Genomic DNA, 22236 nt, shown 5'->3' on the forward strand with positions numbered 1-22236 from the left:
CGGGAACGGGGCGGACCGTCCGTGGACGCTCCGCCCCGCGCACCGCCGGGAACGCTCCGGTGCGTGATCAGCCGATCACGCCGCCGAAGAGTCCGCCGTGGGCCATGCCGAGGAAGAACCCGATGGCCGCCGCGCCCGTGCCGAGGAAGAGCGGGAACCGCTCGCGTGTGGTCGCGGAGATGTAGATCCCGTACACCCCCGTGAGGATTCCCACGAGCCCGGCCCACGAGCTGAGCAGATGCAGGTTGTGGAACATCGCCGTCACGAACGCGAGGGCGCCGAGCACCACCGTCACGGCCACCAGGGCGTTCTGGAGGGGATGGGGCCTGCCGTCCGTCGCGAAGAGGGAGACGGTGGAGCGGGAGCGGGTTCGCATTGCTTGTGCCATGGAGCACCTCCTGGCCGAAAGGCGGCGCGTCGTGGCGCCGCTCACACCCGATGTGTCCAGATTGCGTCTCCTGACCACCGGATTTCAACCGGAAGGTGGTCTGCGGGTACTCTGGACGGTCTGCACCGTTGTCTGCCGAGGCCGACACAGGCAGCCCCCACCTTCGGGGAGGGCGTTGTCAGTGGCGGCTGTTCTACTCGGAGACATCGATGCTCACGCATCACGACCCTCCTGCCACGGAACGACCGTGGCCGCTGAGTCCAAAGGAGGTGGGTTCCACATGCGTCACTACGAGGTGATGGTCATCCTCGACCCCGATCTCGAGGAGCGCGCTGTCTCCCCGCTGATCGAGAACTTCCTCTCCGTCGTCCGTGAGGGCGAAGGAAAGGTGGAGAAGGTCGACACCTGGGGCCGTCGTCGTCTCGCTTACGAGATCAAGAAGAAGCCCGAGGGCATCTACTCGGTCATCGACCTGCAGGCCGAGCCTGCGGTCGTCAAGGAGCTCGACCGCCAGATGAACCTGAACGAGTCGGTCCTCCGGACCAAGGTCCTCCGTCCCGAGATCCACTGAGCCTCCGGCTCAGCGGTCATCGGGTTCGAGTAGCAGCAAGCAGCCAGAAGTAAATCCCGCCGAGAGGTTCATCCATGGCAGGCGAGACCGTCATCACGGTCGTCGGCAATCTCGTCGACGACCCCGAGCTGCGCTTCACCCCGTCCGGTGCGGCGGTCGCGAAGTTCCGCGTCGCGTCCACTCCCCGCATCTTCGACCGGCAGACCAATGAGTGGAAGGACGGCGAAGGCCTGTTCCTCACCTGCTCGGTCTGGCGGCAGGCGGCGGAGAACGTCGCCGAGTCGCTCACGCGAGGCATGCGCGTTGTCGTGCAGGGCCGGCTGAAGCAGCGGTCGTACGAAGACCGCGAGGGCGTCAAGCGCACGGTCTACGAGCTGGACGTCGAGGAAGTCGGCCCCAGTCTCAAGAACGCCACGGCCAAGGTCACCAAGACCACCGGTCGCGGTGGCCAGGGCGGCCAGGGTGGATACGGCGGCGGCCAGCAGGGCGGCGGCGGCAACTGGGGCGGCGGTCCCGGTTCCGGTGGACAGGGTGGCGGCGCTCCCGCCGATGACCCCTGGGCCACCAGCGCACCGTCCGGCGGCGGCCAGCAGGGCGGGGGCCAGGGCGGCTGGGGTGGAAACTCCGGCGGTTCCGGCGGCGGCTACTCGGACGAGCCGCCCTTCTAGGGCAGCTCGTACCCCCACTTCTTGATCACACAGGAGAAACACCATGGCGAAGCCGCCTGTGCGCAAGCCTAAGAAGAAGGTCTGCGCGTTCTGCAAGGACAAGACCCAGTACGTGGACTACAAGGACACGAACATGCTGCGGAAGTTCATTTCCGACCGCGGCAAGATCCGTGCCCGCCGCGTCACCGGCAACTGCACGCAGCACCAGCGTGACGTCGCCACGGCCGTGAAGAACAGCCGTGAGATGGCGCTGCTGCCCTACACGTCCACCGCGCGATAAGGGAAGGGTGACCGAAACATGAAGATCATCCTCACCCACGAGGTCTCCGGCCTCGGTGCTGCGGGCGACGTCGTCGACGTCAAGGACGGGTACGCCCGTAACTACCTGGTTCCGCGTGGCTTCGCCATCCGCTGGACCAAGGGTGGCGAGAAGGACGTGGCGCAGATCCGCCGCGCCCGCAAGATCCACGAGATCGCCACGATCGAGCAGGCCAACGAGATCAAGACCAAGCTCGAGGCCGTGAAGGTCCGTCTGGCTGTTCGCTCCGGCGACGCCGGCCGTCTCTTCGGCTCCGTCACCCCGGCCGACATCGCCTCGGCGATCAAGGCCGCCGGTGGTCCGGAGGTCGACAAGCGTCGCGTCGAGCTCGGCTCGCCGATCAAGACGCTCGGCGGACACCAGGTGTCCGTGCGTCTGCACCCCGAGGTCGCTGCGAAGCTCGGCGTCGAGGTCGTTGCCGCCTGATTCGGGCAGCATCCCAGCAGAACAGTGAAGGGCCGCACCCCTTGGGTGCGGCCCTTCGCCGTGGGCCCGCTCCTTCCCGGCTACGGGAGGGGCGTGTCCGTTTCACGTGAAACGGACACGGGGCACGTTCAGCGGGTGGCTCCGGTGACCAGCCATTTCCCGGAGCGGGTGCGGAGCCACAGCGTCGCCATGCGGACGAGCATCATCAGCGCCATCGCGCACCAGAGGGCGGTCAGTCCCCCGCCGATGACAGGCACCAGCAGGGCGGCCGGAGCGAAGACGGCCAGGGTGACCAGCATGGCCCAGGCCAGATAAGGGCCGTCCCCGGCACCCATCAGCACCCCGTCCAGGACGAAGACGACTCCGGCGACCGGCTGGGTCAGGGCCACCACCAGCAGGGCCGGGAAGAGCGTGTCCTGCACGGACTGGTCGCCGGTGAACAGCGGCACGAACAGCGGGCGGGCCAGAACGATCAGCGCTCCGAAGACCACGCCGGACGCCACGCCCCACTGGACCATGCGGTGGCACGCCTCCCGGGCGCCCTTGGGATCGTCGGCGCCCAGATAGCGGCCGATGATGGCCTGGCCGGCGATCGCGATGGCGTCCAGGGCGAACGCCATCAGGCTCCACAGGGACAGGATGATCTGGTGGGCGGCGATCTCGGTATCGCCCAGCCGGGCCGCGACCGCCGTGGCGATGAGCAGAACGGCGCGGAGCGACAGCGTGCGGACCAGGAGCGGGACGCCGGCCTGGGCGCTGGCCCTGATGCCGGCGACGTCGGGGCGCAGGGAGGCACCGTGCCGCCGGGCGCCGCGGACCACCACGACGAGATAGGCGGCGGCCATGCCGACCTGGGCGATCACAGTGCCCCAGGCGGAGCCCGCGATACCGAGTCCGGCGCCGTAGACGAGCCCGGCGTTGAGTGCGGCGTTGGTGGCGAAGCCGCCGATGGCGACATAGAGCGGGGTGCGGGTGTTCTGCAGCCCGCGCAGCACACCGGTCGCCGCCATCACGACCAGCATGGCGGGGATGCCGAGGCTGGAGATCCGGAGATAGGTGGTGGCGTAGGGGGCGGCGGTGTCGGAGGCGCCGAAGACGTCCACGAGCCACGGGGCCAGGGGGAGCGCGACGGCGATGACGGCGGCCCCGAGCAGTATGGCCAGCCAGATGCCGTCCATGCCCTGGCGGATCGCGGAGGCCGGATCGCCGGCGCCGATCCGGCGGGCGACGGCCGCGGTGGTGGCGTAGGCGAGGAAGACGAAGACGCTGACGGCCGTCGTCAGCAGGGCGGCGGCCACGGCCAGTCCGGCCAGTTGCGGTGTCCCCAGATGGCCGACGATGGCGCTGTCGACCATCACGAAGAGGGGCTCGGCCACGAGTGCGCCGAAGGCCGGAACGGCCAGCGAGATGATCTCGCGGTCGTGTCTGCGACGACGGGACGGCGGGATCGCCGGTGCCTGGGTCATGAGGGCCAATCTAATCTTCCACAGGTAATGGATGCAAGCCAGTTAGGATCCTTACATTTGCTGGGACGGGGTGTTCGGACGCAAGGGTGCGGGCGGGATTGTGAGCCGACGGGAAAAGTTTTTCTCCCCCACAGGTCGTGGATGGAGAAGATGCAGGTCAGGCGGTTTCTGTGGGGGCTGCTATGAGTTTGTCCACAGTGCTGTCCCCCGCTCCGTGCACAGGTTCTGCGGAGTTCTCCACAGCATCTGGTCCGTCGTCCACATGCCCTGTGGATAACCAGATTGGCTGACGGTGCCGGGACGCCTACCGTGGTCCGGCGCCCCCACCGTGTTCCGGCTTCGGAAGCCGTAGTACCCGACACACCGGAACCGGAGTCGGGCGTCTTGTTTGTCGGTGCCGTGCCGTAAGAAAGAGTGGCACGGCTAGGTCCGCGGAGCGGACGGGAGGAGGTGGCCGGATGAGCATTCCTGAGCCCCTGGACGACCCCTGGGCCGACACCGGTCCCAGCGACCGGCTGCCCGTGTCCCGTCAGCGCCGGGGCGAGGGCCGGCAGCAGCGCGGCGAGCAGCACGACCGGGGCCGGGAGAGCGACGGCTGGGAAGGCGGCTCGTCCGGTTTCGAGCGCGTCCCGCCCCAGGACCTCGACGCGGAGCAGTCCGTGCTCGGCGGCATGCTCCTGTCCAAGGACGCCATCGCCGATGTCGTGGAGATCATCAAGGGCCACGACTTCTACCGCCCCGCGCACGAGACCGTCTACCAGGCGATCCTCGACCTCTATGCCAAGGGGGAGCCGGCCGACCCGATCACCGTGGCGGCCGAGCTGGTCAAGCGCGGCGAGATCACCAAGGTCGGCGGCGCCCCCTATCTGCACACCCTGGTCCAGTCGGTGCCGACCGCGGCCAACGCGTCGTACTACGCGGAGATCGTGCACGAGCGCGCGGTCCTGCGGCGACTCGTCGAGGCCGGCACGAAGATCACGCAGATGGGATACGCGGCCGACGGCGACGTCGACGACATCGTCAACTCCGCGCAGGCCGAGATCTACGCCGTCACCGAGCAGCGGACCAGCGAGGACTACCTGCCGCTCGGCGACATCATGGAGGGCGCGCTCGACGAGATCGAGGCGATCGGTTCGCGCAGCGGGGAGATGACCGGTGTGCCGACCGGCTTCACCGATCTCGACGCCCTCACCAACGGACTGCACCCGGGCCAGATGGTCGTCATCGCGGCCCGTCCCGCCATGGGCAAGTCGACGCTCGCGCTGGACTTCGCGCGGGCGTGCTCGATCAAGAGCAATCTGCCCAGCGTGATCTTCTCCCTGGAAATGGGCCGGAACGAGATCGCGATGCGTCTGCTCTCCGCAGAGGCGCGGGTGGCGCTGCACCACATGCGTTCGGGCACCATGACCGACGAGGACTGGACACGGCTGGCGCGACGGATGCCGGACGTGTCCGCGGCCCCGCTGTACATCGACGACTCCCCGAACCTCTCCATGATGGAGATCCGGGCCAAGTGCCGTCGGCTCAAGCAGCGCAACGACCTCAAGCTGGTGGTCATCGACTATCTGCAGCTGATGCAGTCCGGCGGCTCCAAGCGCGCCGAGAGCCGTCAGCAGGAGGTCTCGGACATGTCCCGAAACCTCAAGCTGCTGGCCAAGGAGCTCCAGCTCCCGGTCATCGCGCTCTCCCAGCTGAACCGAGGCCCCGAGCAGCGCACCGACAAGAAGCCCATGGTCTCCGACCTCCGTGAGTCCGGATCCATCGAGCAGGACGCCGACATGGTGATCCTGCTGCACCGGGAGGACGCCTACGAGAAGGAGTCCCCGCGCGCGGGCGAGGCCGACCTGATCGTGGCCAAGCACCGAAACGGCCCGACCGCGACGATCACCGTCGCCTTCCAGGGGCACTACTCGCGCTTCGTGGACATGGCGCAGACCTGAGCGGACCCGGCCCTTCCCGGCCGGTCGCGACCGGCGCGCAAATCGGTTCGCCACGGGGAGGCCGGGGAGGTAGGCATGGACCATGACTTCTCCAGCCGAACTTCTGCTTCCGGGTACCCGCCGTGCGCTGCTGCACCGCCTCGCCATCGCTCAGACGGAGGGGCGTTCGCCCTCCATGACCGCTGCCGTGCGGCGCGAGGGACAGATCGCCTGGCACGGTTCCCGCTCGTGCGTGGACGGCCACGCCCCGGACACCGATACGCAGTTCAGGATCGGGTCCCTCACCAAGACGTTCACCGCCGTGCTGGTGCTGCGGCTCCGGGACGAGGGGCTGCTGGACCTGGGGGACCCGCTGGAGAAGCATCTGCCCGGGACGGGGGCCGGGGACGTCACCGTGCACCAGCTGCTCGCGCACAGCGCGGGGCTCGGTGCCGAGGCGCCGGCGCCCTGGTGGGAGCGGACGCCCGGGACCGTGCGTCCCGGGCTCGCGGAGGTGCTGGAGGACCGGACCGGGGTGCACCCGCCCGGCCGGCGCCACCACTACTCCAACCCCGGTTACACCCTGCTCGGCTCGCTCATCGAGGCGGTGCGCGGGGATTCCTGGGCCGAGGTGCTGCGCCGTGAGGTGCTGGAGCCGCTGGGCCTGCACCGGACGGGCCCGCAGCCGCAGGCTCCGCACGCCGGCGCGTGGGCGGTCCACCCCTGGGCGGACGTCCTGCTGCCCGAGCCGGCCGAGGACCTGGGGCTGATGGCACCGGCCGGCCAGCTCTGGTCCACCACGGAGGACCTCTTGCGTTTCGCCGCCTTCCTGGCCGACGGGGACGACCGGGTGCTCTCCGCCGCGTCCGTCGCGGAGATGCGGGAGCCGGCTGCGGCACCCGAACCGGGGGACCACACCGGTCACTACGGCCTCGGGCTTCAGGTGGTGAGGTCGAAGGGACGGACGCTCATCGGGCACACGGGGTCGCTGCCCGGGTTCCTGGCCGCGCTCTGGATCAGTGTCGAGGACGACGTCGCGGCCGTGGTGTTCGCGAACGTCACCGCCGGAGTTCCGATCGGTGATGTGGCCGCCGATCTCGTGGACATCGTCGCCGGGGCCGAGCCGAGGATCCCGGAGCCGTGGCGGCCGTTGCCCGAGGTGGACCAGGAGCTGCTGGCACTGACCGGCCCCTGGTACTGGGGCCCGCGTGCGAACGTGCTGAGGTTGCTGCCCGAACGCGGTCTGGAGCTGCGGCCGTTGAACGGCCTGGGACGCGGGGCCCGTTTCGTCGCCCGTCCGGACGGCACCTGGACCGGGCTCGACGGCTACTACACGGGGGAGACCCTGCGCGTGGTGCGGACCGCCGACGGCCGGGTGAGCCACCTGGATCTGGGGTCCTTCGTCTTCACCCGCGAGCCGTACGCCCCGGAGGCCGTCGTGCCCGGGGGCGTGGACGAGGGCGGCTGGCGCGGCCTGGAGGGCTGAGCGCGCCGTTTCACGTGAAACGGCGGGCGAGGCCGGTCAGGCGGTCAACTCCCGTTCCAGCGGCGTGCGGAAGCGCGGGGTGACGCGTGCGTCGCCGACCCAGTTCCGCAGCCGGGAGGCCTCCGCCTCGACCGCGGTGGAGGCCTCCCGGCCGGCGTCGGTCAGCAGCCGCCAGACCGGTTCGCCGTCGGCTCGCTGGGCCCAGCCGCCGATGATCCGGCCGTTCCACCACACGGTGGGCCCGATGTTGCCGGACCGGTCGAAGAGCGGGGCCCGGAGGCCGGGGGCGAGATGGAAGTCCCGGTCCGCCCAGCCCATCGCGCTCGGGTCGAGTGCCGGCAACAGGGCGGCCCAGGGCTCCGGTTCGGCATCGGGTGCCTCGTCGCCCGGGGCGACCCAGGCGGTGCCTCCGCCGTCGAGCCGCACATCGACGGCTTGGGCGGCGGCCAGCGCCTTGCGGACCTGGCCGAGGCCCCACCCCGTCCACCAAGCGAGGTCCGCCTCGGTCGCCGGGCCGTACGCCCGCAGCCAGTGCAGCGCCAATTCGGCCTGTGCGCTGCTGGTTTCCATCTCGGGGTGAGGGGTGGAGGCGGTCCAGCGGAACTGACTGGAGGTCCAGGAGCCCCGCGGCCGGTCGCGGCGGATCCGTCCTTCCGCGGCCAGCACCCGGAGCACCCGGGTGGCGATGCCCTGGACCGCCTCCTGCTTCTTGCCGGGGAAGATCGTGATCTTGGTGCGGAGGGCGGGAACGGCGGCGGAGAGTTCGCTTCCGGTGGCGGAGCCCCGGGCGGTGAGTGCGGCGAGCGTGGCGTCCTCGGTGTCGGCCAGCCATCTTTCGTCCAGCCCCTGTCCGTCCTCGGCCAGGTGTTTCACCAGCTTCCGGCGCTCCTTGGCGGCGACGGTGTGGGCGTTCGACGCCCGTACCTGCGGGGCCAGTCCGTCCGACACCACGAAGAGCGTGTTGCGCATGGAGAGCATTCGGACCAGGGAGACGTCCTCGTACAGGGCGGCCTCCACCGTTCCGGCGTCGGGATTCCGCAGCCGTGCGCAGGTGGACAGGAACACGGTGGCGGCGTCCGTGGCATGCAGGCCGATGAGGGCCTCGGCCACGGTGACGGGGGAGCCGGCGCGGAGGGAGGGGGCCAGAAGGTGGCGCCGCCCGATTCTGATGCGGCGCTGCTCGTCGGTGATGCGGTGCATGGGCGTCTCCTCGGCTGCGTTCCGGGTCAGAGTGCGAGCTTGAACCCCACATGGCTGGCGACGAAGCCGAGCCGCTCGTAGAAGCGGTGGGCGTCGGTCCGGGTGGAGTCCGAGGTGAGCTGCACCAACTGGCAGTCCTGGCGCCGTGATTCGTCCACGGCCCACTGGATCAGCCGGGTGCCGAGGCCGCTGCCCCGTTCGTCGGCGTGGATGCGGACGCCTTCGATCACCGAGCGGGTGGCACCGCGCCGGGACAGGCCGGGGATCACGGTCAGTTGCAGGGTTCCGATGACGCGGTCCGCGCGCACGGCGACCACCAGGTGCTGATGGGGGTCGCCGGACAGCCGCCGGAAGGCCGTCTCGTAGGGCGAGAGGTCGTCCGGCGACTCACGCCCGGCGCCGAGTGGATCGTCGGCCAGCATGGCCACGATCTCGGGCAGATCGTCGACGGTGGCGGGGCGGATCTCCGGATCGCTCATGATCGGCAGCCTAGGCCCTGGTCCCGAGGGTGTCAGGCACCTGTGAGACGGGGGCCTTCAGCTCTTCCACCGTCCGCACGAGGGGAGCCAGCTCGGGATGGGTGGCGGCCTCGTCCAGTGCGGTCCGCAGGGCGGTGTCGTTGGTCGGCCGGGCCGCTGCGAGCAGGGCGAGTCCGGCCTCGGTGACATCGGTGTAGATGCCCCTGCGGTCGGTGTCGCAGAGATAGCGGGTGAGCAGTCCCCGGTCCTCAAGGCGGGTGACCAGCCGGGTCGTGGCGCTCTGGCTGAGGACCACGGCGTCCGCGACCTGCTTCATCTGGAGGTGGCCGCCCGGCCCGTTGTGCTGGCGGCTCAGGACGTCCAGCAGCGAGTACTCCCGCACGCTGAGGCCGTGACCGCTCTGCAGGGCGCGCTCGATATGGGCCTCGATCTTCCCGTGGAGCAGGGAGAGCGCGCACCAGCCCTGGGAAAGGGCGGTCAGTGCGGGGTCCGTCGCTGTCATGGGGTCCTCACCTCCGTGCGGGAGCTCGTCCCCCCAGGATAGGCGAAGACCGTGATAGCCCGCGTTTGCAATTAACCCGCGCATGCAATTAATGTGGACGCTCGTAAGGCGCGGACACAAGGTCTGTCGGCGCTCTCCGCAGACGCACTCTCCAGGGAAGGTGAAGCCATGCCGCTCGCGCTCCTCGCTCTCGCCATCGGGGCATTCGGTATCGGAACCACCGAGTTCGTGATCATGGGACTGCTCCCCGAGGTGGCGGCGGACTTCCACGTCTCCATTCCGACCGCGGGCTTCCTCGTCACCGGCTACGCGCTCGGCGTCGTCCTCGGGGCCCCGCTGATGACCCTGCTCGGCACCCGGATCAGCCGCAAACGCATGCTGATGATCCTGATGGGGCTGTTCGTCATCGGAAACGTCGTCTCCGCGACCGCCCCGGTCTTCGGCGTGATGCTCGCCGGCCGCGTGATCGCCTCGCTCGCCCACGGCGCCTTCTTCGGCATCGGCTCGGTGGTCGCGGCCGATCTGGTCGAGCCCCGGAAGAAGGCCGGTGCCGTCGCGATGATGTTCACCGGGCTCACCGTCGCCAATGTGGTCGGCGTACCGCTCGGCACCTACATCGGGCAGAGCGTCGGCTGGCGGAGCACCTTCGTCGTCGTCGCCGGCCTGGGCGTCGTCGGACTGTTGGGTGTCGCCCGCCTCGTGCCCGAACAGCCGCGCCCCGAGGGCGTCCGGCTGCGCCACGAACTGGCCGCCTTCCGCAACGTCCAGGTCCTGCTCGCCATGGCGATGACCGTGCTGGGCTTCGGCGGAGTCTTCGCCGCGATCACCTACATCACCCCGATGATGACCGAGATCGCCGGCTACTCGGCCTCCTCCGTGACCTGGCTGCTGGTCCTCTTCGGCCTTGGCATGGTCGGCGGCAACCTGCTCGGCGGCCGGTTCGCCGACCGTCACCTCATGCCCATGCTCTACGTGTCCCTGGGCGGCCTGGCCGTCGTCCTGGCGCTCTTCACCCTCACCGCCCACAACAAGATCGCGGCAGCCGTCACCCTCGTCCTCATCGGCGCTCTGGGCTTCGCGACCGTGCCCCCGCTCCAGAAGCGCGTGCTCGACCAGGCGGCGGGCGCACCGACGCTCGCCTCCGCCGTCAACATCGGCGCCTTCAACCTCGGCAACGCCCTGTCCGCCTGGCTGGGCGGCATGGTCATCGCCGCCGGCCTCGGCTACACCGCCCCGAACTGGGTGGGCGCCGTCCTCGCCGCCTCCGCCCTGGTGCTGGCCGTCCTCTCCCGCGGGCTGGAGCGCCGTTCGGACACCCGGAGCCGTCTCGTCGCCGCGCACACCCCGGAAGCCGCCGCCGTACCCGTGGCTTCCCGCCACTGACCGACCCAACCGCACCGCACGCACCGCACCGCGCGGGCGTACACCGCACGGAACCGCACCAAGGAGTCATCCCATGAGCACCCCCACCGCTGCCGCAGCCCCGCTCACCACCCAGGACGCGGAAGCCCTGATCGAGACGGCCCGCACCGCCGCCGAGGCCGCCGGTGTCGCGGCAGCCGTCACCGTCCTGGACGCGGGCGGCCATCTGCTGGCCTTCCGCCGCGACGACCGGGCGGTCCTGATCGCCGGCGAGACCAGCACCCGCAAGGCGTACACCGCCCTCCAGCTCGACGCCCCCACGGCCGACCTCGTCGATGCGGTCCAGCCGGGCGGCCTCTTCCACACGCTGCCGACCGCGCTCGACCGGCCGCTGCTCTTCATCGCCGGCGGCGTCCCGGTCCACCGTGACGGACGGCTGATCGGCGCCGTCGGCGTCGGCGGCGGCGCACCCGACCAGGACCACGGCTTCGCCACGACCGCCGTCGCGTCCCTCGTCTGAGCCTTCGCACGCGCACTGATGCCCCCGGCTCCGGCCGGGGGCATCAGCGCGTCGTTCAGCCGGTCGCCACGCTCAGCGGGGCGAAGTACCGCTCCCGGTCCCCCGGCTGCCGTGCGCCGCCGAGGGTCATGAGAGTGGTCGGGGCACCGGGCTCCAGGCCGTGTGCGCCGAGCCAGGCGAGCAGGTCCGTGTGCCGGGCGTCGATGTCCGCCCGCAGCGGCCGGTCCGTCGCTCCGGCGAGCGAGGCGACCAGGAGCTTCGCCGTGGCCGTGTCCCGCGCGACCAGCGGACCGAGTGCATGGCTCTGCGCGCTGGGCCACAGCGCGCCGTACCCGACGAGCGCGCCGTTCTCCTCGGCCACCCGCAGATGGTCGGCGAAGGCGGGAAGGCGGGCCAGCAGCTGGGTGCGGTCGAGCCCGGTGGCCCGGGTGTCCAGGCGCAGGATGTCCGGCAGATCGCCGGCCGAGGCGGGGCGCACGCGTACGGCCCCTCCGTCGCCCGCATCCCTTTCCGGGGCCGCGCCGGGCCGGAAGAGGCCGCTCATCCGGTCCGTCCGGCCCACGGCCTCGAAACCGAGCTGTTCGTACAGGGGACGACCGGCGTCCGTCGCGTGGAGGCTGAGCGCCGCTCCCCCGGTGGACTCGATCACCGCGTGCATCAGATACCGGGCGATCCCCTTCCGGGCGTGACGTCCGGCCACCAGCATCATGCCGACGGCGGCGTCCTCGGGTCCGTACGAGGTCACCACACAGCTCGCCATCAGGCCCTTGCCCTCGGGATCGTCGATGCCGTACGCGGTTCCCGCCGTGAGGAGGAGTCCCCAGCGGTGTTCGTCGCGGGGCCAGCCCCGGTCCTCGCTGAGGTCGGCGCAGGGGACCAGATCGTCCCGGGTGAGGCGCCGGATCGGTAGATCGGCGGGCGGGCGGGGCAAGGAGCTGGGCATAGAGGTCAGGCTGTACGACTCGGTGATCGCTCGTCCACCGCTTTACCGGATCTGGCCGAGACGCGTAGGCGCCGGCCGCGCCGGGTCGGCCCCCAGGGCTTCAGTACGGAGACCGCGGTGACGAACAGATAGGTCGCGGTGGCCACCGAGGGAGCGACGACGAGGTCGATGTCCGCCGTACCCCGCTCGGCCGCTTCGTCGATGCCGGGGCGCAGGGCGAAGACCGACAGCCCGGCCGTGACCATGGTGAGCCAGAACTTCGCCCAGACCCAGCGGTACCGGGCCAGCCCCCAGGGCGTCCCCAGGGACAGCACCAGACCGCTGACCAGGGCGGCCACGGCGACGGGGACGACCAGCCAGTCCCCGAAGATCTTCATGGACCGGGTCGCCGCCCGCGCGGTGGCCGGATCACCGGTCAGAAAGGCGGTCAGGCCGAGCGTCAGCAGACAGACGGTCAGCCCGAGCCAGCCGACCGATACCGAGACATGGGCGACGAGCAGGGTTCTGCGGGTGCGGCGCTTGAGTGGTTTCACGTGAAACACGGTGCGGGCTGCGGCGCGGCCGGTCATCTGACGAGGGGAGTATCCCCGCGTACTGGCCTCGGCGTACACGTGCGGGCCCTGGGCCGCCGTGCCCCACCCGGGGCGGCACCGGCGCACGCTCCCGCCCGGCGCGGCCCGTCAGCCGAGATCCGGCGCGTGCATGGCCCGGACGCCCTCGATGTTGCCGTCCAGGTAGTGCCGCAGGGAGAGCGGTACAAGGTGCACGGCCGCGATGCCGACCCGGCTGAACGGCACCCGGACGACGTCGTACTCTCCGCACGGATCGTCGATCTCGGGGCCGTGGCGCAGGGACAGGTCCATCGATTCGAGCCGGCAGACGAAGAAGTGCTGGACCTTGACCCCCTTCACCCCGTCGCCCTCGATGTGCTCGACGGTGTCGACGAAGCAGGGCACCACATCGGTGATCTTGGCGCCGAGTTCCTCGTCCAGCTCCCGGTGGAGGGCATCGACGACGGTGGCGTCCCCGGGCTCCACCCCGCCGCCCGGCGTGAGCCAGTACGGATCCACGCCCGGCTTGGTGCGCTTGATGAGGATCAGGTCGTTGTCATCGAGCAGGATGGCGCGTGCGGTGCGCTTGACCACAGGACGTTCGGTCATGGCAAGAGCGTGGCCCGCCGGACCGGTTCTGAAACACCGGGCGGCTGCCGGGCCGCCCTGAGGTCACCAGTCGGCCGCCGCGCGCAGCAGCACCTCGTGGGCCCGTGCGATCGGCGGCAGGGCGAGGGTGCCGGTCCTCGCCGCCAGGAAGTAGGTGCGCAGCGGCGGCACCGGGGGATCGAGGAGGGCCACGACCTCGCCCCGCTCCAGCGCGCTCTCGCACAGATAGCGCGGCAGGACCGCGAGGCCCGCTCCCGCCGCCGCACAGGCCAGCACGGCCCGCAGATCCGGTGCGATGACGGCGCCCGCGGCGGCCGGCCGGGCGTCGAAGACCTCCGCCCAGTAGCGGGAGACGAGCGGCAGGCTCTCGTGGACCTCCACGACGGGCAGCTGCGCCAGGACCACCGGTCCGTCGCGGCGCAGCGTGCCGGGCCCCAGCCGCCCGGCCCAGCGCGGCGCGGCGACCAGCACATGCTCCTCGTCGCAGAGCGGGGTGGCGGTGACCAGCCCGCCACGCGGCCGGGCCGTCACGATGGCCAGGTCGTGGTGGCCCGCCGCCAGGCCCTCCAGGGTCTCGTCGGTGGCCGCCGAGAACGAGCTGCGCAGGGCCAGGCCCTGGGTCAGGAGCGGGGTGAGCGCGGGCAGGGCGCGCAGCGAGGTGAACTCGGGAGGCCCGGCCAGATGCAGGGTGCGGACGCCCGACACCTCGTCCAGCTCGGTCTCGGTGATCTCGACCAGGGCGTCCAGATGCGGCGCCGCCCGGTGCGCCAGTTCGTCGCCGATCGGGGTGGGCGTCACCCCGCGCGCCCGCCGGGTGAAGAGCGGCCGTCCCAGCTGCCGTTCCAGGGTGCGGATCTGCGAGGTGACGGCGGGCTGAGAGAGGCCCAGGAGCGCGGCGGCGCGGGTGAAGGAACCGGCCCGGTGCACGGTGACGAACGTACGCAGCAGCGCCAGGTCCATCTCCGTCCCCTCTCACCGCGGCGGCTCGTCGGACCCGGACAACTATAAATATGTCGATAGGTCGCTGCCGCTACTGTGATTGGACACTGACGCAGAGTCAACTAGCCTTGTCGAGGCGGTTCTTCGTGAGGAGAAGACGGGGAACCCGGGCGGTCCGAGCCACGAGGGGGGAGGCTCGGACCGCCCCGACCACGAGGAGGCCGGGGTGGTCGGCCGCCGGAAGCTCAGTGCTCGCAGAGGGAGAACTCCCGCTCGTACACCTGGTCGTTGTGCTCGTCGACGAAGAACTTGCGCTCCCGCATCAGCTCCTCGCGGAACGCATGGGCCTGCTCGGCGGTCATCGTCGAGGTCTCGGACCAGGGCTGCTGCGGGGGCACGTCCGAGGTCGAGACGAGCGTCTCCGACGGGTCGACCAGGAAGAACGCGAGAATCTTGCGGTGCCCAGGGCGCGTGGGGTCGGTCAGGCGGAACGGGCTCACCCGGTGCTGGAGCAGGTTGGGGAAGGCCAGACAGCGGCCCGCCCGGGTCTCCACCGATCCCAGTGTCTGGTTCAGCGGGCCCTCGTTCTCCAGCCCGTAGACCTCACGGATGCCCTTGTTGTCGCTCTGCTCGTACTCGGGCTCGTCGACGGCGGTCCGGAAGCCCAGCCGGCTCTCGGAGATGTTCTCGCTGTCCCAGTAGTAGAGGCCGGTCGAGACGATGCGCTCGTTCAGCATCCCCTCGACATGCCAGGAACCGCCCGCGTACTCGGGCTTCTCCGGCGTGAGGTGCAGGGTGGCGAGCTTCACGATGACCTGGAGGCGGCGGCCGCGCAGATCGACCCGGTCGGAGGGAGCGGGCCGCTCGGGCGCGGTGAACTCCGGTGCGTCCGGGACCATCGGGCGGCGGGTCGCGTACCGCTCGTCCTCAGCCTGCTCCCACGCCTCCACGGCCTCGTTGTAGGCGGCTTCGTCGCTGTAGTCGTCCTCGTCCGGAAACTCCGGCTCCGGTTCGTACCAGCCGTAGGGATCGGCCTCGATCCGCATCGGCCGGGGATGGCGGAGATCGGTGAGCACGTTCTCCAGCAGGGGGCGCATCCGGCCGAGCAGCTCCGGGAGCACGGCGGCCAGCTCACCGTGCCGTTCCGGGTGGACGTTGTTGACGTACGAACGGAAGGAGACGGTGCCGTCCTCGGCGACATCGGCGTCGGTGGGAAGCCACTGGAACCGCTCCGAGAACTCATGCTTCGAGTAGCGGTTCGTCGGGTTCTCCCAGGCGTGCTCCGGTGCGGAACTCACCCCGTTGACCAGGCAGAACAGCGAGGGATGCACCAGATCGAGCACCTGGCCGTCCGAACCGGGGTGCCAGTCCCGCTCCGCCTCCGGCACGTCCTCCAGGACCCGGACCGCGTCGCGGAGCCGGGTGCGCAGCGCGTCGTCGATCAGGGTGTCCGAGTGCCAGACGCCGTCGACGGCGGACACCTCGACACCGGTGTCCGCGTCGCGGAGCGAGGCGTAGTGGGCGAGTTCGTCGAGGACGTACCGCACCTGCGCCTCGGTCAGGCCCTGTTCGACCGCCTCACGCGTCCACCGGGCGACGATCTCGGGGTCGTGCATCTTCTCGGACCACCCCGACTTCGCCCGTATATGGGCGCTGCACTGCATCATCTGGATCTCGCGCAGGGTCCGGGGCCCGTCGCGTTCCGTGCGGTGCGAAGCCTGGAAGGGCAGGGGGAAGGCGGTCAGGCCGGTCAATTCTCTTGTTCCTCACGGTCGATGAGCGATCGCGGGGAAGCGTACTGGAGCGGTCTGACACCCCCGCGGCGCCCGGATGAGGACGCCGCGGGGCGGGCGTTCAGCGGCCCGTGACGGCCTCGGACAGGGCGCGTTCGACGTCGGCCACCAGGTCCGCGATGTTCTCCGCGCCGACCGAGAAGCGGATGAAGCCCTCCGGAACGGCGTCTCCGCCCCAGCGGGCCCGGCGCTCCGCGGTGGACCGCACCCCGCCGAAGCTGGTCGCGTCCTCCACGAGCCGCAGCGCCAGCAGAAAGCGTTCGGCGGTCTCCCGGTCGGCCAGCACGAAGGAGACCACGGAGCCGAAGCGCCGCATCTGACGCGAGGCGACCGCGTGCGAGGGGTCGGTGGGCAGGCCGGGATAGCGCAGTCCGCTCACGGCGGGATGCGCGGAGAGCGCCTCCGCGAGCGCGAGGGCGTTGGCGCACTGCCGGTCGATGCGCAGTTCCAGCGTGGCCAGCGAACGATGGGCGAGCCAGGCCTCCATCGGTCCCGGGATCGCACCGACGACCTTGCGCCAGCGCCGCACGGACGCGGCGAGACCGGCGTCCCGGCAGGTGACATGGCCCAGCAGCAGATCGCCGTGCCCGGTCAGGCCCTTGGTGTCACTGGCTACCGAGAAATCGGCGCCCAGCTCCAGGGGGCGCTGCCCGAGCACAGTGGCGAGGGTGTTGTCGACGGCCACCAGGGTGCCGCCGGCATGGGCCGCCTCGACGAGCCGTCGCACGTCGCAGACGTCCAGGCCGGGGTTGGACGGGGTCTCGATCCACAGCAGCCGGGCACCCTCCAGCACCGCCAGCTGGCCGTCGCCGCCCGTCGGTGCGGTCCGCACCTCGACCCCGTACTCCTCCAGTTGTGCCCGTACCAGCGGCAGGGCCTGGTAGCCGTCGTCGGGCAGGACGACGATGTCGCCGGTCCGCGCCTGGGAGAGCAGGACGGCCGAGATGGCCGCCATGCCGGACGCGAAGACCGTCGTCTCCACGTCCTCGCCCGGTGCCTCCAGTTCGCCGATGGCCCGTTCCAGACGGTCCCAGGTGGGGTTGGCGTCACGGCCGTAGGTGTACGGCCCGGTCGGTTCGCCGGAGAGGTGGTAGTGCGCGGCGAAGACCGGCCCGGGGAGCGTGGGCTCGTACTGCTGCGGTTCCGGCAGTCCCGCGCGTACCGCCCGGGTGCCGTCGCCCATGGTGCTCATGTCCGTGTCCTCGTTTCTCTCCCCGGCCGGTCACCGGTCCTGTTCCTCCGCACTGTCTCAGGTGGGCGGGGCGCGGTGCCGCTCCGCCCGGCCCGCGCCGGGGCAAGGGCCCCGGCGCGGGCCCGTGCGCGCGTCCGTCCTCAGTCGTCCTCGGGCAGGACGACGTTCAGCGCCCAGGAGACGATGGAGATGATCAGGCCGCCGAGGACGGCGGTCCAGAAGCCGTGGACGTGGAAGCTGAGGTTCAGGACGTCCGCGAGCCAGGAGGTGAGCAACAGCATCAGGGCGTTCACCACGAGGGTGATCAGCCCCAGGGTGAGGATGAAGAGCGGCAGCGTGAGCACCTTCACCACCGGCTTGACCACGAAGTTGACCAGGCCGAAGATCAACGCCACCAGGATCAGGGTCAGTGCCTTGCGGCCGGTGCTGCCGCCGCTCAGCGTGATGTCCTGGAGCAGCCAGATGGCCACGGCCAGCGCTCCCGCGTTGGCGATCGTCTTGACTACGAAATTCTTCATGTGTCTGATCGTGGCAGACGTGATCGGTGGCGGACACCGGCTGGGCACAGGCAAGGGGCGCACGGGCCATGAAGGCATTCAGACTGGACGAGCTGGAGGCGGAACGGGCCGCCAACGACGGCGCGTATCTCCAGTTCGTCCGGGAACGGAACATGTCGGTCGGTCTGTACGCGCTCGACGCGGGCGACCTCGATCCGCAGCAGCCGCACCGGCAGGACGAGGTCTACCTCGTCGTCAGCGGCCGCGCCTCGATCACCGTCGGCATGGAAACGACGCAGGTGGGCAGAGGCAGTGTCGTGTACGTACCGGCCGGGACTCCCCACAAGTTCCACCACATCACCGAGGACCTGCGCGTGATGGTGGTGTTCTCCCCGCCCGAGGGCTGAGCGCTTCCCCCGGGGATCCCTAGGGGATCGATCAGGGGAGTCCAAGGGCTGCCGGGGCCCCGTCGACCACCCCCGCGCCTCTAGCATCGAAGCAGGAACTCACAGAGACGAGGTAAGGACGATGGCCGTGCGGGAGATATTCGCGGGGATGCCCTGGTGGGTGAAGTGGATCGCGGTGCCGGTCATCGCGATCGTGGTGTTCGGCGGTCTGATCGCCAGCATCGTCGGGTTCGTGATCGGTCTGCTGTTCAAGGTCCTGATCTTCGTGATCCTGGTCGGCGGTCTGGTCTTCGTCGTACGGAAGTTCATGTCCTCCTCCTCGGGAAGCGGCTGGTAACCGCACGATCGGCCGGGCCGTTAGCCCAGCTGAGCTAAGCGGAAGACGAAACGACACCCCGCCCGGATGCTCCCGATACAGTGGCAGTTCGCTGCCGCCGCCTGGGAAAGCACCGTCAGTGGCCACCCTGACCAGTGGTTTGTACGGCATCCGGCCTTCGGGACCCCAGGCCTGCGGGAGAGCTGTGGGGGCGGCCCCCACAGGCGGGCTGACCGCCCGTCACCATGCCTGGGGGTGACCGTTGGCCACGGCATCGAATACCGCCGTCCCGACGCTGATCGGATCCGTACAGCGGGCGCTGAGGCTGCTGGAGGCGGTGGGCACCCATCGCGACGGTGCCCCTGCCAAACAGCTCGCGCGTGAGGCGGGGCTTCCGCTTCCCACCGCGTACCACCTGCTGCGCACCCTGACGCACGAGGGATATCTGCGCCGGGAGAACGGCGTCTTCCTCTTCGGGGCCGCCGCGGAGCGGCTGGCCGGTGACGGGGCGCTGCGGAATCGTCGCAGCAGGATGACCCAGTCCCTGGGGCGCTGGCGGGACATCATCGGTGTGCCCGTGTACTGCGCCGTCTACCGCGACGGCGAGATCGAGCTGGTCGCGGTCGCGGACAGCCCGGAGACGCCCGCCGTCGAGGAGTGGGCCGCCTTCGGGGAGACCGGGCACGCCCACGCGATCGGCCAGTGCCTGCTGAGCCAGCTCGACGAGAAGGCCCGCGAGGACCACCTCGACCGCCATCCCGTAAGCCCGTTGACCCGTTACTCGGTGCGTGACCGCCCCGCGCTCCTTGAGCGGCTGCGGTCGATCGGCCGCGTCGAACCCGTCGTCGAACGGCAGGAGTACGCGCTCGGCACGGTCTGTGCCGCCCTCCCGATCTCGGCCGGTTTCACGGCCGCCGCCGTGGCCATTTCCGTCCCGCTCGACCGGGAAGAACAGTTGCTCCCCGCAGTCGAACGACTACGTGGCGAAGTGGCCAGCCTCTTGCGTTCGTTCGTGTTCTCTATCAGTATCTGAAAAATCACTCCTTGTGATCTGCTATCGCGTGCACCACGATGGCGTCAATAGGGCCACGGGGGATCATTCCTGGCCAGATTCATCTACTGCGGGGTTGAACGATGCGCGAGTCGGTTCAAGCTGAGGTCATGATGAGCTTCCTCGTCTCCGAGGAGCTCTCATTCCGTATCCCGGTGGAGCTCCGGTACGAAGTGTGCGATCCGTACGCGATCCGGATGACCTTCCATCTGCCCGGCGACGCCCCCGTCACCTGGGCTTTCGGCCGTGAGTTGCTGCTCGACGGCCTCAACAGCCCCAGTGGTGACGGCGATGTGCACATCGGGCCGATCGAGCCCGAGGGCCTGTCCGACGTCCACATCCGGCTGCAGGTCGGCGCCGACCGCGCGCTGTTCAGGGCCGGCACGGCACCCCTGGTGGCGTTCCTCGACCGGACGGACAAGCTCGTGCCCCTGGGGCAGGAGTGCACGCTGGGTGACTTCGAGGGCAATCTGGAAGAGGCGCTGGGGCGAATTCTGGCCGAAGAGCAGAACGCCGGCTGACCCGGCCGTGCTCCTGGCCCGGAACCCGGTCGAACAGGACACCTGCCGAACGGGTGAATCGCTCTCCGTGTCCGGCCTCCCCCGGGGCCCTCTGTTCAGTCCTGCCGTGCGGACGCTAGCGTGGTGGCACCTTTGCACACGCGGGAGCTCGGAGCACCGGGCTGAGAGGGCGCTGATCTCCGTACGTCCGTACGGGACGAGGCTGCGCCGACCGCCGAACCTGTTACCGGGTAATGCCGGCGTAGGGAGTAGGTCTCATGACCACATCGGACGCACGCACGCCTGCCTCGAACCAGAGCGACGAGGCCGGGAAGTCCATCGGCTGGCACAAGGGATACGTCCAGGGCTCGCGCCCGGACCTCCGGGTGCCGGTCCGTCAGGTGCACCTCACCAACGGCAAGGACGTGACGCTGTACGACACGTCGGGGCCGTACACCGATCCCGCCACCGAGACCGATGTCCGCCGGGGGCTGTCCCCCCTGCGGGAGAACTGGATCATCGCCCGCGGCGACACCGAGGAGTACGCGGGACGCCCCGCGCGCCCCGAGGACGACGGGCTCAGGCACACCGCTCCGCGCGGTGGGCTGCGCAATCTGGACGCGGTCTTCCCCGGCCGCCCGCGCCATCCCAGGCGCGGCAGGGACGGGCGGGCGGTCACCCAGCTCGCGTACGCCCGCCGGGGCGAGATCACCCCGGAGATGGAGTACGTCGCGATACGCGAGAACGTCGCGCCCGAGGTGGTGCGCGAGGAGATAGCCGCGGGGCGGGCGGTACTGCCGGCCAACGTCAACCATCCGGAGATCGAGCCGATGATCATCGGCAAGCGATTCCTGGTGAAGGTGAACGCCAACATAGGCAACTCCGCGGTCACGTCCTCCATCGAGGAGGAGGTGGACAAGATGACCTGGGCGACCCGGTGGGGCGCCGATACGGTCATGGACCTTTCCACCGGCCGCAACATTCACACCACCCGTGAGTGGGTTCTGCGCAACTCCCCCGTGCCGATCGGCACCGTGCCGCTCTATCAGGCCCTGGAGAAGGTCGACGGCCGGGCCGAGGAGCTGACCTGGGAGATCTACCGGGACACCGTCGTCGAGCAGGCCGAGCAGGGCGTCGACTACATGACGGTCCACGCCGGCGTGCGCCTGCCGTACGTGCCGCTGACGGCGAACCGCAGGACGGGCATCGTCTCGCGCGGCGGGTCGATCATGGCGGCCTGGTGCCTCGCGCACCACAAGGAGTCGTTCCTGTACGAGAACTTCGAGGAACTCTGCGAACTCCTCGCCTCGTACGACGTGACGTACTCGCTGGGCGACGGGCTGCGGCCCGGTTCGATCTCGGACGCCAACGACGAGGCGCAGTTCGCCGAGCTGCGCACGCTCGGCGAACTGAACACGATCGCCAAGCGGTTCGGCGTCCAGACGATGATCGAGGGCCCGGGGCACGTCCCGATGCACAAGATCAAGGAGAACATCGACCTCCAGCAGGAGATCTGCGAGGAGGCGCCGTTCTACACGCTCGGCCCGCTCACCACCGATGTGGCGCCCGCCTACGACCACATCACCTCGGGCATCGGCGCCGCGATGATCGCCTGGTGGGGGACCGCGATGCTCTGCTACGTGACGCCCAAGGAGCACCTGGGCCTGCCCGACCGGGACGATGTGAAGACCGGGGTCATCACCTACAAGATCGCGGCCCATGCGGCGGACCTGGCCAAGGGGCACCCGGGGGCGCAGGAGTGGGACGACGCGCTGTCGGACGCCCGCTTCGAGTTCCGCTGGGAGGACCAGTTCAATCTGGCCCTCGATCCGGATACCGCGCGTGAGTTCCACGACGAGACGCTGCCGGCCGAACCGGCCAAGACGGCGCACTTCTGCTCGATGTGCGGGCCGAAGTTCTGCTCGATGAAGATCAGCCGGTCCATCAACGAGCAGTTCGGCGGTACGGAGGCCGCCGGAGCGACGGCCGAGGAGGTCGCCGAGGGGATGCTCCGGAAGTCGAAGGAGTTCGCGGCCTCGGGCAACCGAGTCTATCTGCCGCTCGCCGACTGAGTACGCCTCGGCGTGCACGGGGGCGCCGCCCGGGAGCTCTCGCTCCGGGCGGCGCCCCCG

General features: G+C 70.2%; 25 protein-coding genes and 1 riboswitch. Of the genes, 13 read left to right on the top strand and 12 right to left on the bottom strand.

The features are described 5' to 3' along the window. Positions 1–67 precede the first annotated feature (67 nt). On the bottom strand, positions 68–388 hold the full coding sequence (locus ACFVDM_RS01585; protein WP_383631450.1) for a hypothetical protein: 321 nt from the start codon (positions 386–388) through the stop codon (positions 68–70). 280 nt (positions 389–668) lie between these two features. On the opposite strand from ACFVDM_RS01585, the gene rpsF reads away from it, so the two are divergent. The 4 genes from rpsF (at position 669) to rplI (ending at position 2372) form a co-directional block, all read left to right on the top strand. After that, a complete protein-coding gene (gene rpsF, locus ACFVDM_RS01590) occupies positions 669–959 on the top strand; it encodes a 30S ribosomal protein S6 (RefSeq protein WP_018101872.1) in 291 nt (96 codons plus the stop codon). 74 nt (positions 960–1033) lie between these two features. After that, positions 1034–1627, top strand: coding sequence for a single-stranded DNA-binding protein (locus ACFVDM_RS01595; RefSeq protein WP_383631453.1), 594 nt, complete (start codon positions 1034–1036; stop codon positions 1625–1627). Positions 1628–1670: 43 nt separating this feature from the next. Continuing rightward, positions 1671–1907, top strand: coding sequence for a 30S ribosomal protein S18 (gene rpsR, locus ACFVDM_RS01600; RefSeq protein ID WP_003967857.1), 237 nt, complete (start codon positions 1671–1673; stop codon positions 1905–1907). Between the two features lie 18 nt (positions 1908–1925). Beyond that, entirely contained in the window at positions 1926–2372 is a 447-nt protein-coding gene (gene rplI / locus ACFVDM_RS01605; RefSeq protein WP_383631455.1) for a 50S ribosomal protein L9, read from the top strand. A 128-nt stretch (positions 2373–2500) separates the two neighbouring features. Here the strand turns inward: rplI and ACFVDM_RS01610 are convergent, their stop codons facing one another. Beyond that, complete coding sequence (locus tag ACFVDM_RS01610; RefSeq protein WP_383631458.1) at positions 2501–3838, bottom strand: MATE family efflux transporter; 1338 nt, start codon at positions 3836–3838, stop codon at positions 2501–2503. Positions 3839–4296: 458 nt separating this feature from the next. Here ACFVDM_RS01610 and dnaB point away from each other — a divergent pair, with 458 nt between their 5' ends. After that, positions 4297–5778, top strand: coding sequence for a replicative DNA helicase (gene dnaB, locus ACFVDM_RS01615; RefSeq protein ID WP_383631461.1), 1482 nt, complete (start codon positions 4297–4299; stop codon positions 5776–5778). An 82-nt stretch (positions 5779–5860) separates the two neighbouring features. Continuing rightward, positions 5861–7243, top strand: a complete 1383-nt coding sequence (locus tag ACFVDM_RS01620) for a serine hydrolase domain-containing protein (protein ID WP_383631464.1) — start codon at positions 5861–5863, stop codon at positions 7241–7243. Between the two features lie 36 nt (positions 7244–7279). On the opposite strand, the gene ACFVDM_RS01625 is transcribed toward ACFVDM_RS01620, so the two are convergent. From ACFVDM_RS01625 to ACFVDM_RS01635, 3 genes are read right to left on the bottom strand one after another with little or no spacing between them, the layout of a single operon-like run. After that, on the bottom strand, positions 7280–8443 hold the full coding sequence (locus ACFVDM_RS01625; protein ID WP_383631467.1) for a winged helix DNA-binding domain-containing protein: 1164 nt from the start codon (positions 8441–8443) through the stop codon (positions 7280–7282). 26 nt (positions 8444–8469) lie between these two features. Then, positions 8470–8922: a GNAT family N-acetyltransferase gene (locus tag ACFVDM_RS01630; RefSeq protein WP_383631470.1), complete on the bottom strand. Its 453-nt coding sequence runs from the start codon at positions 8920–8922 to the stop codon at positions 8470–8472. Positions 8923–8932: 10 nt separating this feature from the next. Beyond that, a complete protein-coding gene (locus tag ACFVDM_RS01635) occupies positions 8933–9424 on the bottom strand; it encodes a MarR family winged helix-turn-helix transcriptional regulator (protein WP_383631473.1) in 492 nt (163 codons plus the stop codon). Positions 9425–9592: 168 nt separating this feature from the next. Here ACFVDM_RS01635 and ACFVDM_RS01640 point away from each other — a divergent pair, with 168 nt between their 5' ends. Continuing rightward, entirely contained in the window at positions 9593–10807 is a 1215-nt protein-coding gene (locus ACFVDM_RS01640; protein WP_383631476.1) for an MFS transporter, read from the top strand. Positions 10808–10880: 73 nt separating this feature from the next. Then, positions 10881–11306: a heme-binding protein gene (locus tag ACFVDM_RS01645; protein WP_383631479.1), complete on the top strand. Its 426-nt coding sequence runs from the start codon at positions 10881–10883 to the stop codon at positions 11304–11306. Positions 11307–11361: 55 nt separating this feature from the next. Here the strand turns inward: ACFVDM_RS01645 and ACFVDM_RS01650 are convergent, their stop codons facing one another. The 7 genes from ACFVDM_RS01650 to ACFVDM_RS01680 all read right to left on the bottom strand — a co-directional run bounded on the left by ACFVDM_RS01650 (position 11362) and on the right by ACFVDM_RS01680 (position 17851). Beyond that, on the bottom strand, positions 11362–12249 hold the full coding sequence (locus tag ACFVDM_RS01650; protein ID WP_383631481.1) for a GNAT family N-acetyltransferase: 888 nt from the start codon (positions 12247–12249) through the stop codon (positions 11362–11364). Positions 12250–12254: 5 nt separating this feature from the next. After that, positions 12255–12782 (bottom strand): DUF2269 domain-containing protein, encoded by a 528-nt coding sequence (locus ACFVDM_RS01655; RefSeq protein ID WP_383631484.1) that lies wholly within the window; start codon positions 12780–12782, stop codon positions 12255–12257. A gap of 147 nt (positions 12783–12929) precedes the next feature. Next, the gene (locus ACFVDM_RS01660; protein ID WP_383631487.1) at positions 12930–13409 is read right to left on the bottom strand and encodes an NUDIX domain-containing protein; all 480 of its coding nucleotides are present in this window, start codon (positions 13407–13409) and stop codon (positions 12930–12932) included. A gap of 63 nt (positions 13410–13472) precedes the next feature. Then, positions 13473–14369 (bottom strand): LysR family transcriptional regulator, encoded by an 897-nt coding sequence (locus tag ACFVDM_RS01665; protein ID WP_383631490.1) that lies wholly within the window; start codon positions 14367–14369, stop codon positions 13473–13475. A gap of 224 nt (positions 14370–14593) precedes the next feature. After that, on the bottom strand, positions 14594–16102 hold the full coding sequence (locus tag ACFVDM_RS01670) for a DUF4246 domain-containing protein (RefSeq protein WP_383631493.1): 1509 nt from the start codon (positions 16100–16102) through the stop codon (positions 14594–14596). Between the two features lie 100 nt (positions 16103–16202). Beyond that, a complete protein-coding gene (locus ACFVDM_RS01675; protein ID WP_383631496.1) occupies positions 16203–17333 on the bottom strand; it encodes a cystathionine gamma-lyase in 1131 nt (376 codons plus the stop codon). 140 nt (positions 17334–17473) lie between these two features. Beyond that, a complete protein-coding gene (locus ACFVDM_RS01680; protein ID WP_383631498.1) occupies positions 17474–17851 on the bottom strand; it encodes a phage holin family protein in 378 nt (125 codons plus the stop codon). Between the two features lie 68 nt (positions 17852–17919). Here ACFVDM_RS01680 and ACFVDM_RS01685 point away from each other — a divergent pair, with 68 nt between their 5' ends. The 5 genes from ACFVDM_RS01685 (at position 17920) to thiC (ending at position 22176) form a co-directional block, all read left to right on the top strand. Continuing rightward, positions 17920–18237, top strand: coding sequence for a cupin domain-containing protein (locus ACFVDM_RS01685; protein WP_383631501.1), 318 nt, complete (start codon positions 17920–17922; stop codon positions 18235–18237). A gap of 127 nt (positions 18238–18364) precedes the next feature. After that, positions 18365–18574 (top strand): DUF5326 family protein, encoded by a 210-nt coding sequence (locus ACFVDM_RS01690; RefSeq protein ID WP_383631504.1) that lies wholly within the window; start codon positions 18365–18367, stop codon positions 18572–18574. A gap of 241 nt (positions 18575–18815) precedes the next feature. Then, positions 18816–19586 carry an IclR family transcriptional regulator gene (locus ACFVDM_RS01695; RefSeq protein WP_383631507.1) on the top strand — a complete coding sequence of 257 codons (771 nt, stop codon included), beginning with the start codon at positions 18816–18818 and terminating at the stop codon, positions 19584–19586. Positions 19587–19687: 101 nt separating this feature from the next. Beyond that, entirely contained in the window at positions 19688–20125 is a 438-nt protein-coding gene (locus ACFVDM_RS01700; protein WP_018553937.1) for an SsgA family sporulation/cell division regulator, read from the top strand. Positions 20126–20255: 130 nt separating this feature from the next. Continuing rightward, a riboswitch (TPP riboswitch) is annotated at positions 20256–20390 on the top strand. Then, positions 20383–22176, top strand: coding sequence for a phosphomethylpyrimidine synthase ThiC (gene thiC, locus ACFVDM_RS01705; protein WP_383631510.1), 1794 nt, complete (start codon positions 20383–20385; stop codon positions 22174–22176). Its footprint overlaps the riboswitch before it by 8 nt. The last annotated feature ends 60 nt before the right edge of the window (positions 22177–22236 follow it).

This window comes from Streptomyces sp. NPDC057682 (assembly GCF_042799575.1).
Taxonomy (GTDB): Bacteria; Actinomycetota; Actinomycetes; order Streptomycetales; family Streptomycetaceae; genus Streptomyces.

Excerpts from the sequence above, each read along its gene's own strand:
- ACFVDM_RS01700 (WP_018553937.1), top strand. The coding sequence starts at position 19,688 with ATGCGCGAGTCGGTTCAAGCTGAGGTCATGATGAGCTTCCTCGTCTCC.
- ACFVDM_RS01585 (WP_383631450.1), bottom strand. The coding sequence starts at position 388 with ATGGCACAAGCAATGCGAACCCGCTCCCGCTCCACCGTCTCCCTCTTC.
- ACFVDM_RS01610 (WP_383631458.1), bottom strand. The coding sequence starts at position 3,838 with ATGACCCAGGCACCGGCGATCCCGCCGTCCCGTCGTCGCAGACACGAC.
- dnaB (WP_383631461.1), top strand. The coding sequence starts at position 4,297 with ATGAGCATTCCTGAGCCCCTGGACGACCCCTGGGCCGACACCGGTCCC.
- ACFVDM_RS01680 (WP_383631498.1), bottom strand. The coding sequence starts at position 17,851 with ATGAAGAATTTCGTAGTCAAGACGATCGCCAACGCGGGAGCGCTGGCC.
- ACFVDM_RS01595 (WP_383631453.1), top strand. The coding sequence starts at position 1,034 with ATGGCAGGCGAGACCGTCATCACGGTCGTCGGCAATCTCGTCGACGAC.
- ACFVDM_RS01665 (WP_383631490.1), bottom strand. The coding sequence starts at position 14,369 with ATGGACCTGGCGCTGCTGCGTACGTTCGTCACCGTGCACCGGGCCGGT.
- rpsF (WP_018101872.1), top strand. The coding sequence starts at position 669 with ATGCGTCACTACGAGGTGATGGTCATCCTCGACCCCGATCTCGAGGAG.
- ACFVDM_RS01645 (WP_383631479.1), top strand. The coding sequence starts at position 10,881 with ATGAGCACCCCCACCGCTGCCGCAGCCCCGCTCACCACCCAGGACGCG.
- ACFVDM_RS01650 (WP_383631481.1), bottom strand. The coding sequence starts at position 12,249 with ATGCCCAGCTCCTTGCCCCGCCCGCCCGCCGATCTACCGATCCGGCGC.
- ACFVDM_RS01635 (WP_383631473.1), bottom strand. The coding sequence starts at position 9,424 with ATGACAGCGACGGACCCCGCACTGACCGCCCTTTCCCAGGGCTGGTGC.
- ACFVDM_RS01675 (WP_383631496.1), bottom strand. The coding sequence starts at position 17,333 with ATGAGCACCATGGGCGACGGCACCCGGGCGGTACGCGCGGGACTGCCG.
- ACFVDM_RS01660 (WP_383631487.1), bottom strand. The coding sequence starts at position 13,409 with ATGACCGAACGTCCTGTGGTCAAGCGCACCGCACGCGCCATCCTGCTC.
- thiC (WP_383631510.1), top strand. The coding sequence starts at position 20,383 with ATGACCACATCGGACGCACGCACGCCTGCCTCGAACCAGAGCGACGAG.
- ACFVDM_RS01630 (WP_383631470.1), bottom strand. The coding sequence starts at position 8,922 with ATGAGCGATCCGGAGATCCGCCCCGCCACCGTCGACGATCTGCCCGAG.
- ACFVDM_RS01685 (WP_383631501.1), top strand. The coding sequence starts at position 17,920 with ATGAAGGCATTCAGACTGGACGAGCTGGAGGCGGAACGGGCCGCCAAC.
- rplI (WP_383631455.1), top strand. The coding sequence starts at position 1,926 with ATGAAGATCATCCTCACCCACGAGGTCTCCGGCCTCGGTGCTGCGGGC.
- ACFVDM_RS01620 (WP_383631464.1), top strand. The coding sequence starts at position 5,861 with ATGACTTCTCCAGCCGAACTTCTGCTTCCGGGTACCCGCCGTGCGCTG.
- ACFVDM_RS01640 (WP_383631476.1), top strand. The coding sequence starts at position 9,593 with ATGCCGCTCGCGCTCCTCGCTCTCGCCATCGGGGCATTCGGTATCGGA.
- ACFVDM_RS01625 (WP_383631467.1), bottom strand. The coding sequence starts at position 8,443 with ATGCACCGCATCACCGACGAGCAGCGCCGCATCAGAATCGGGCGGCGC.
- rpsR (WP_003967857.1), top strand. The coding sequence starts at position 1,671 with ATGGCGAAGCCGCCTGTGCGCAAGCCTAAGAAGAAGGTCTGCGCGTTC.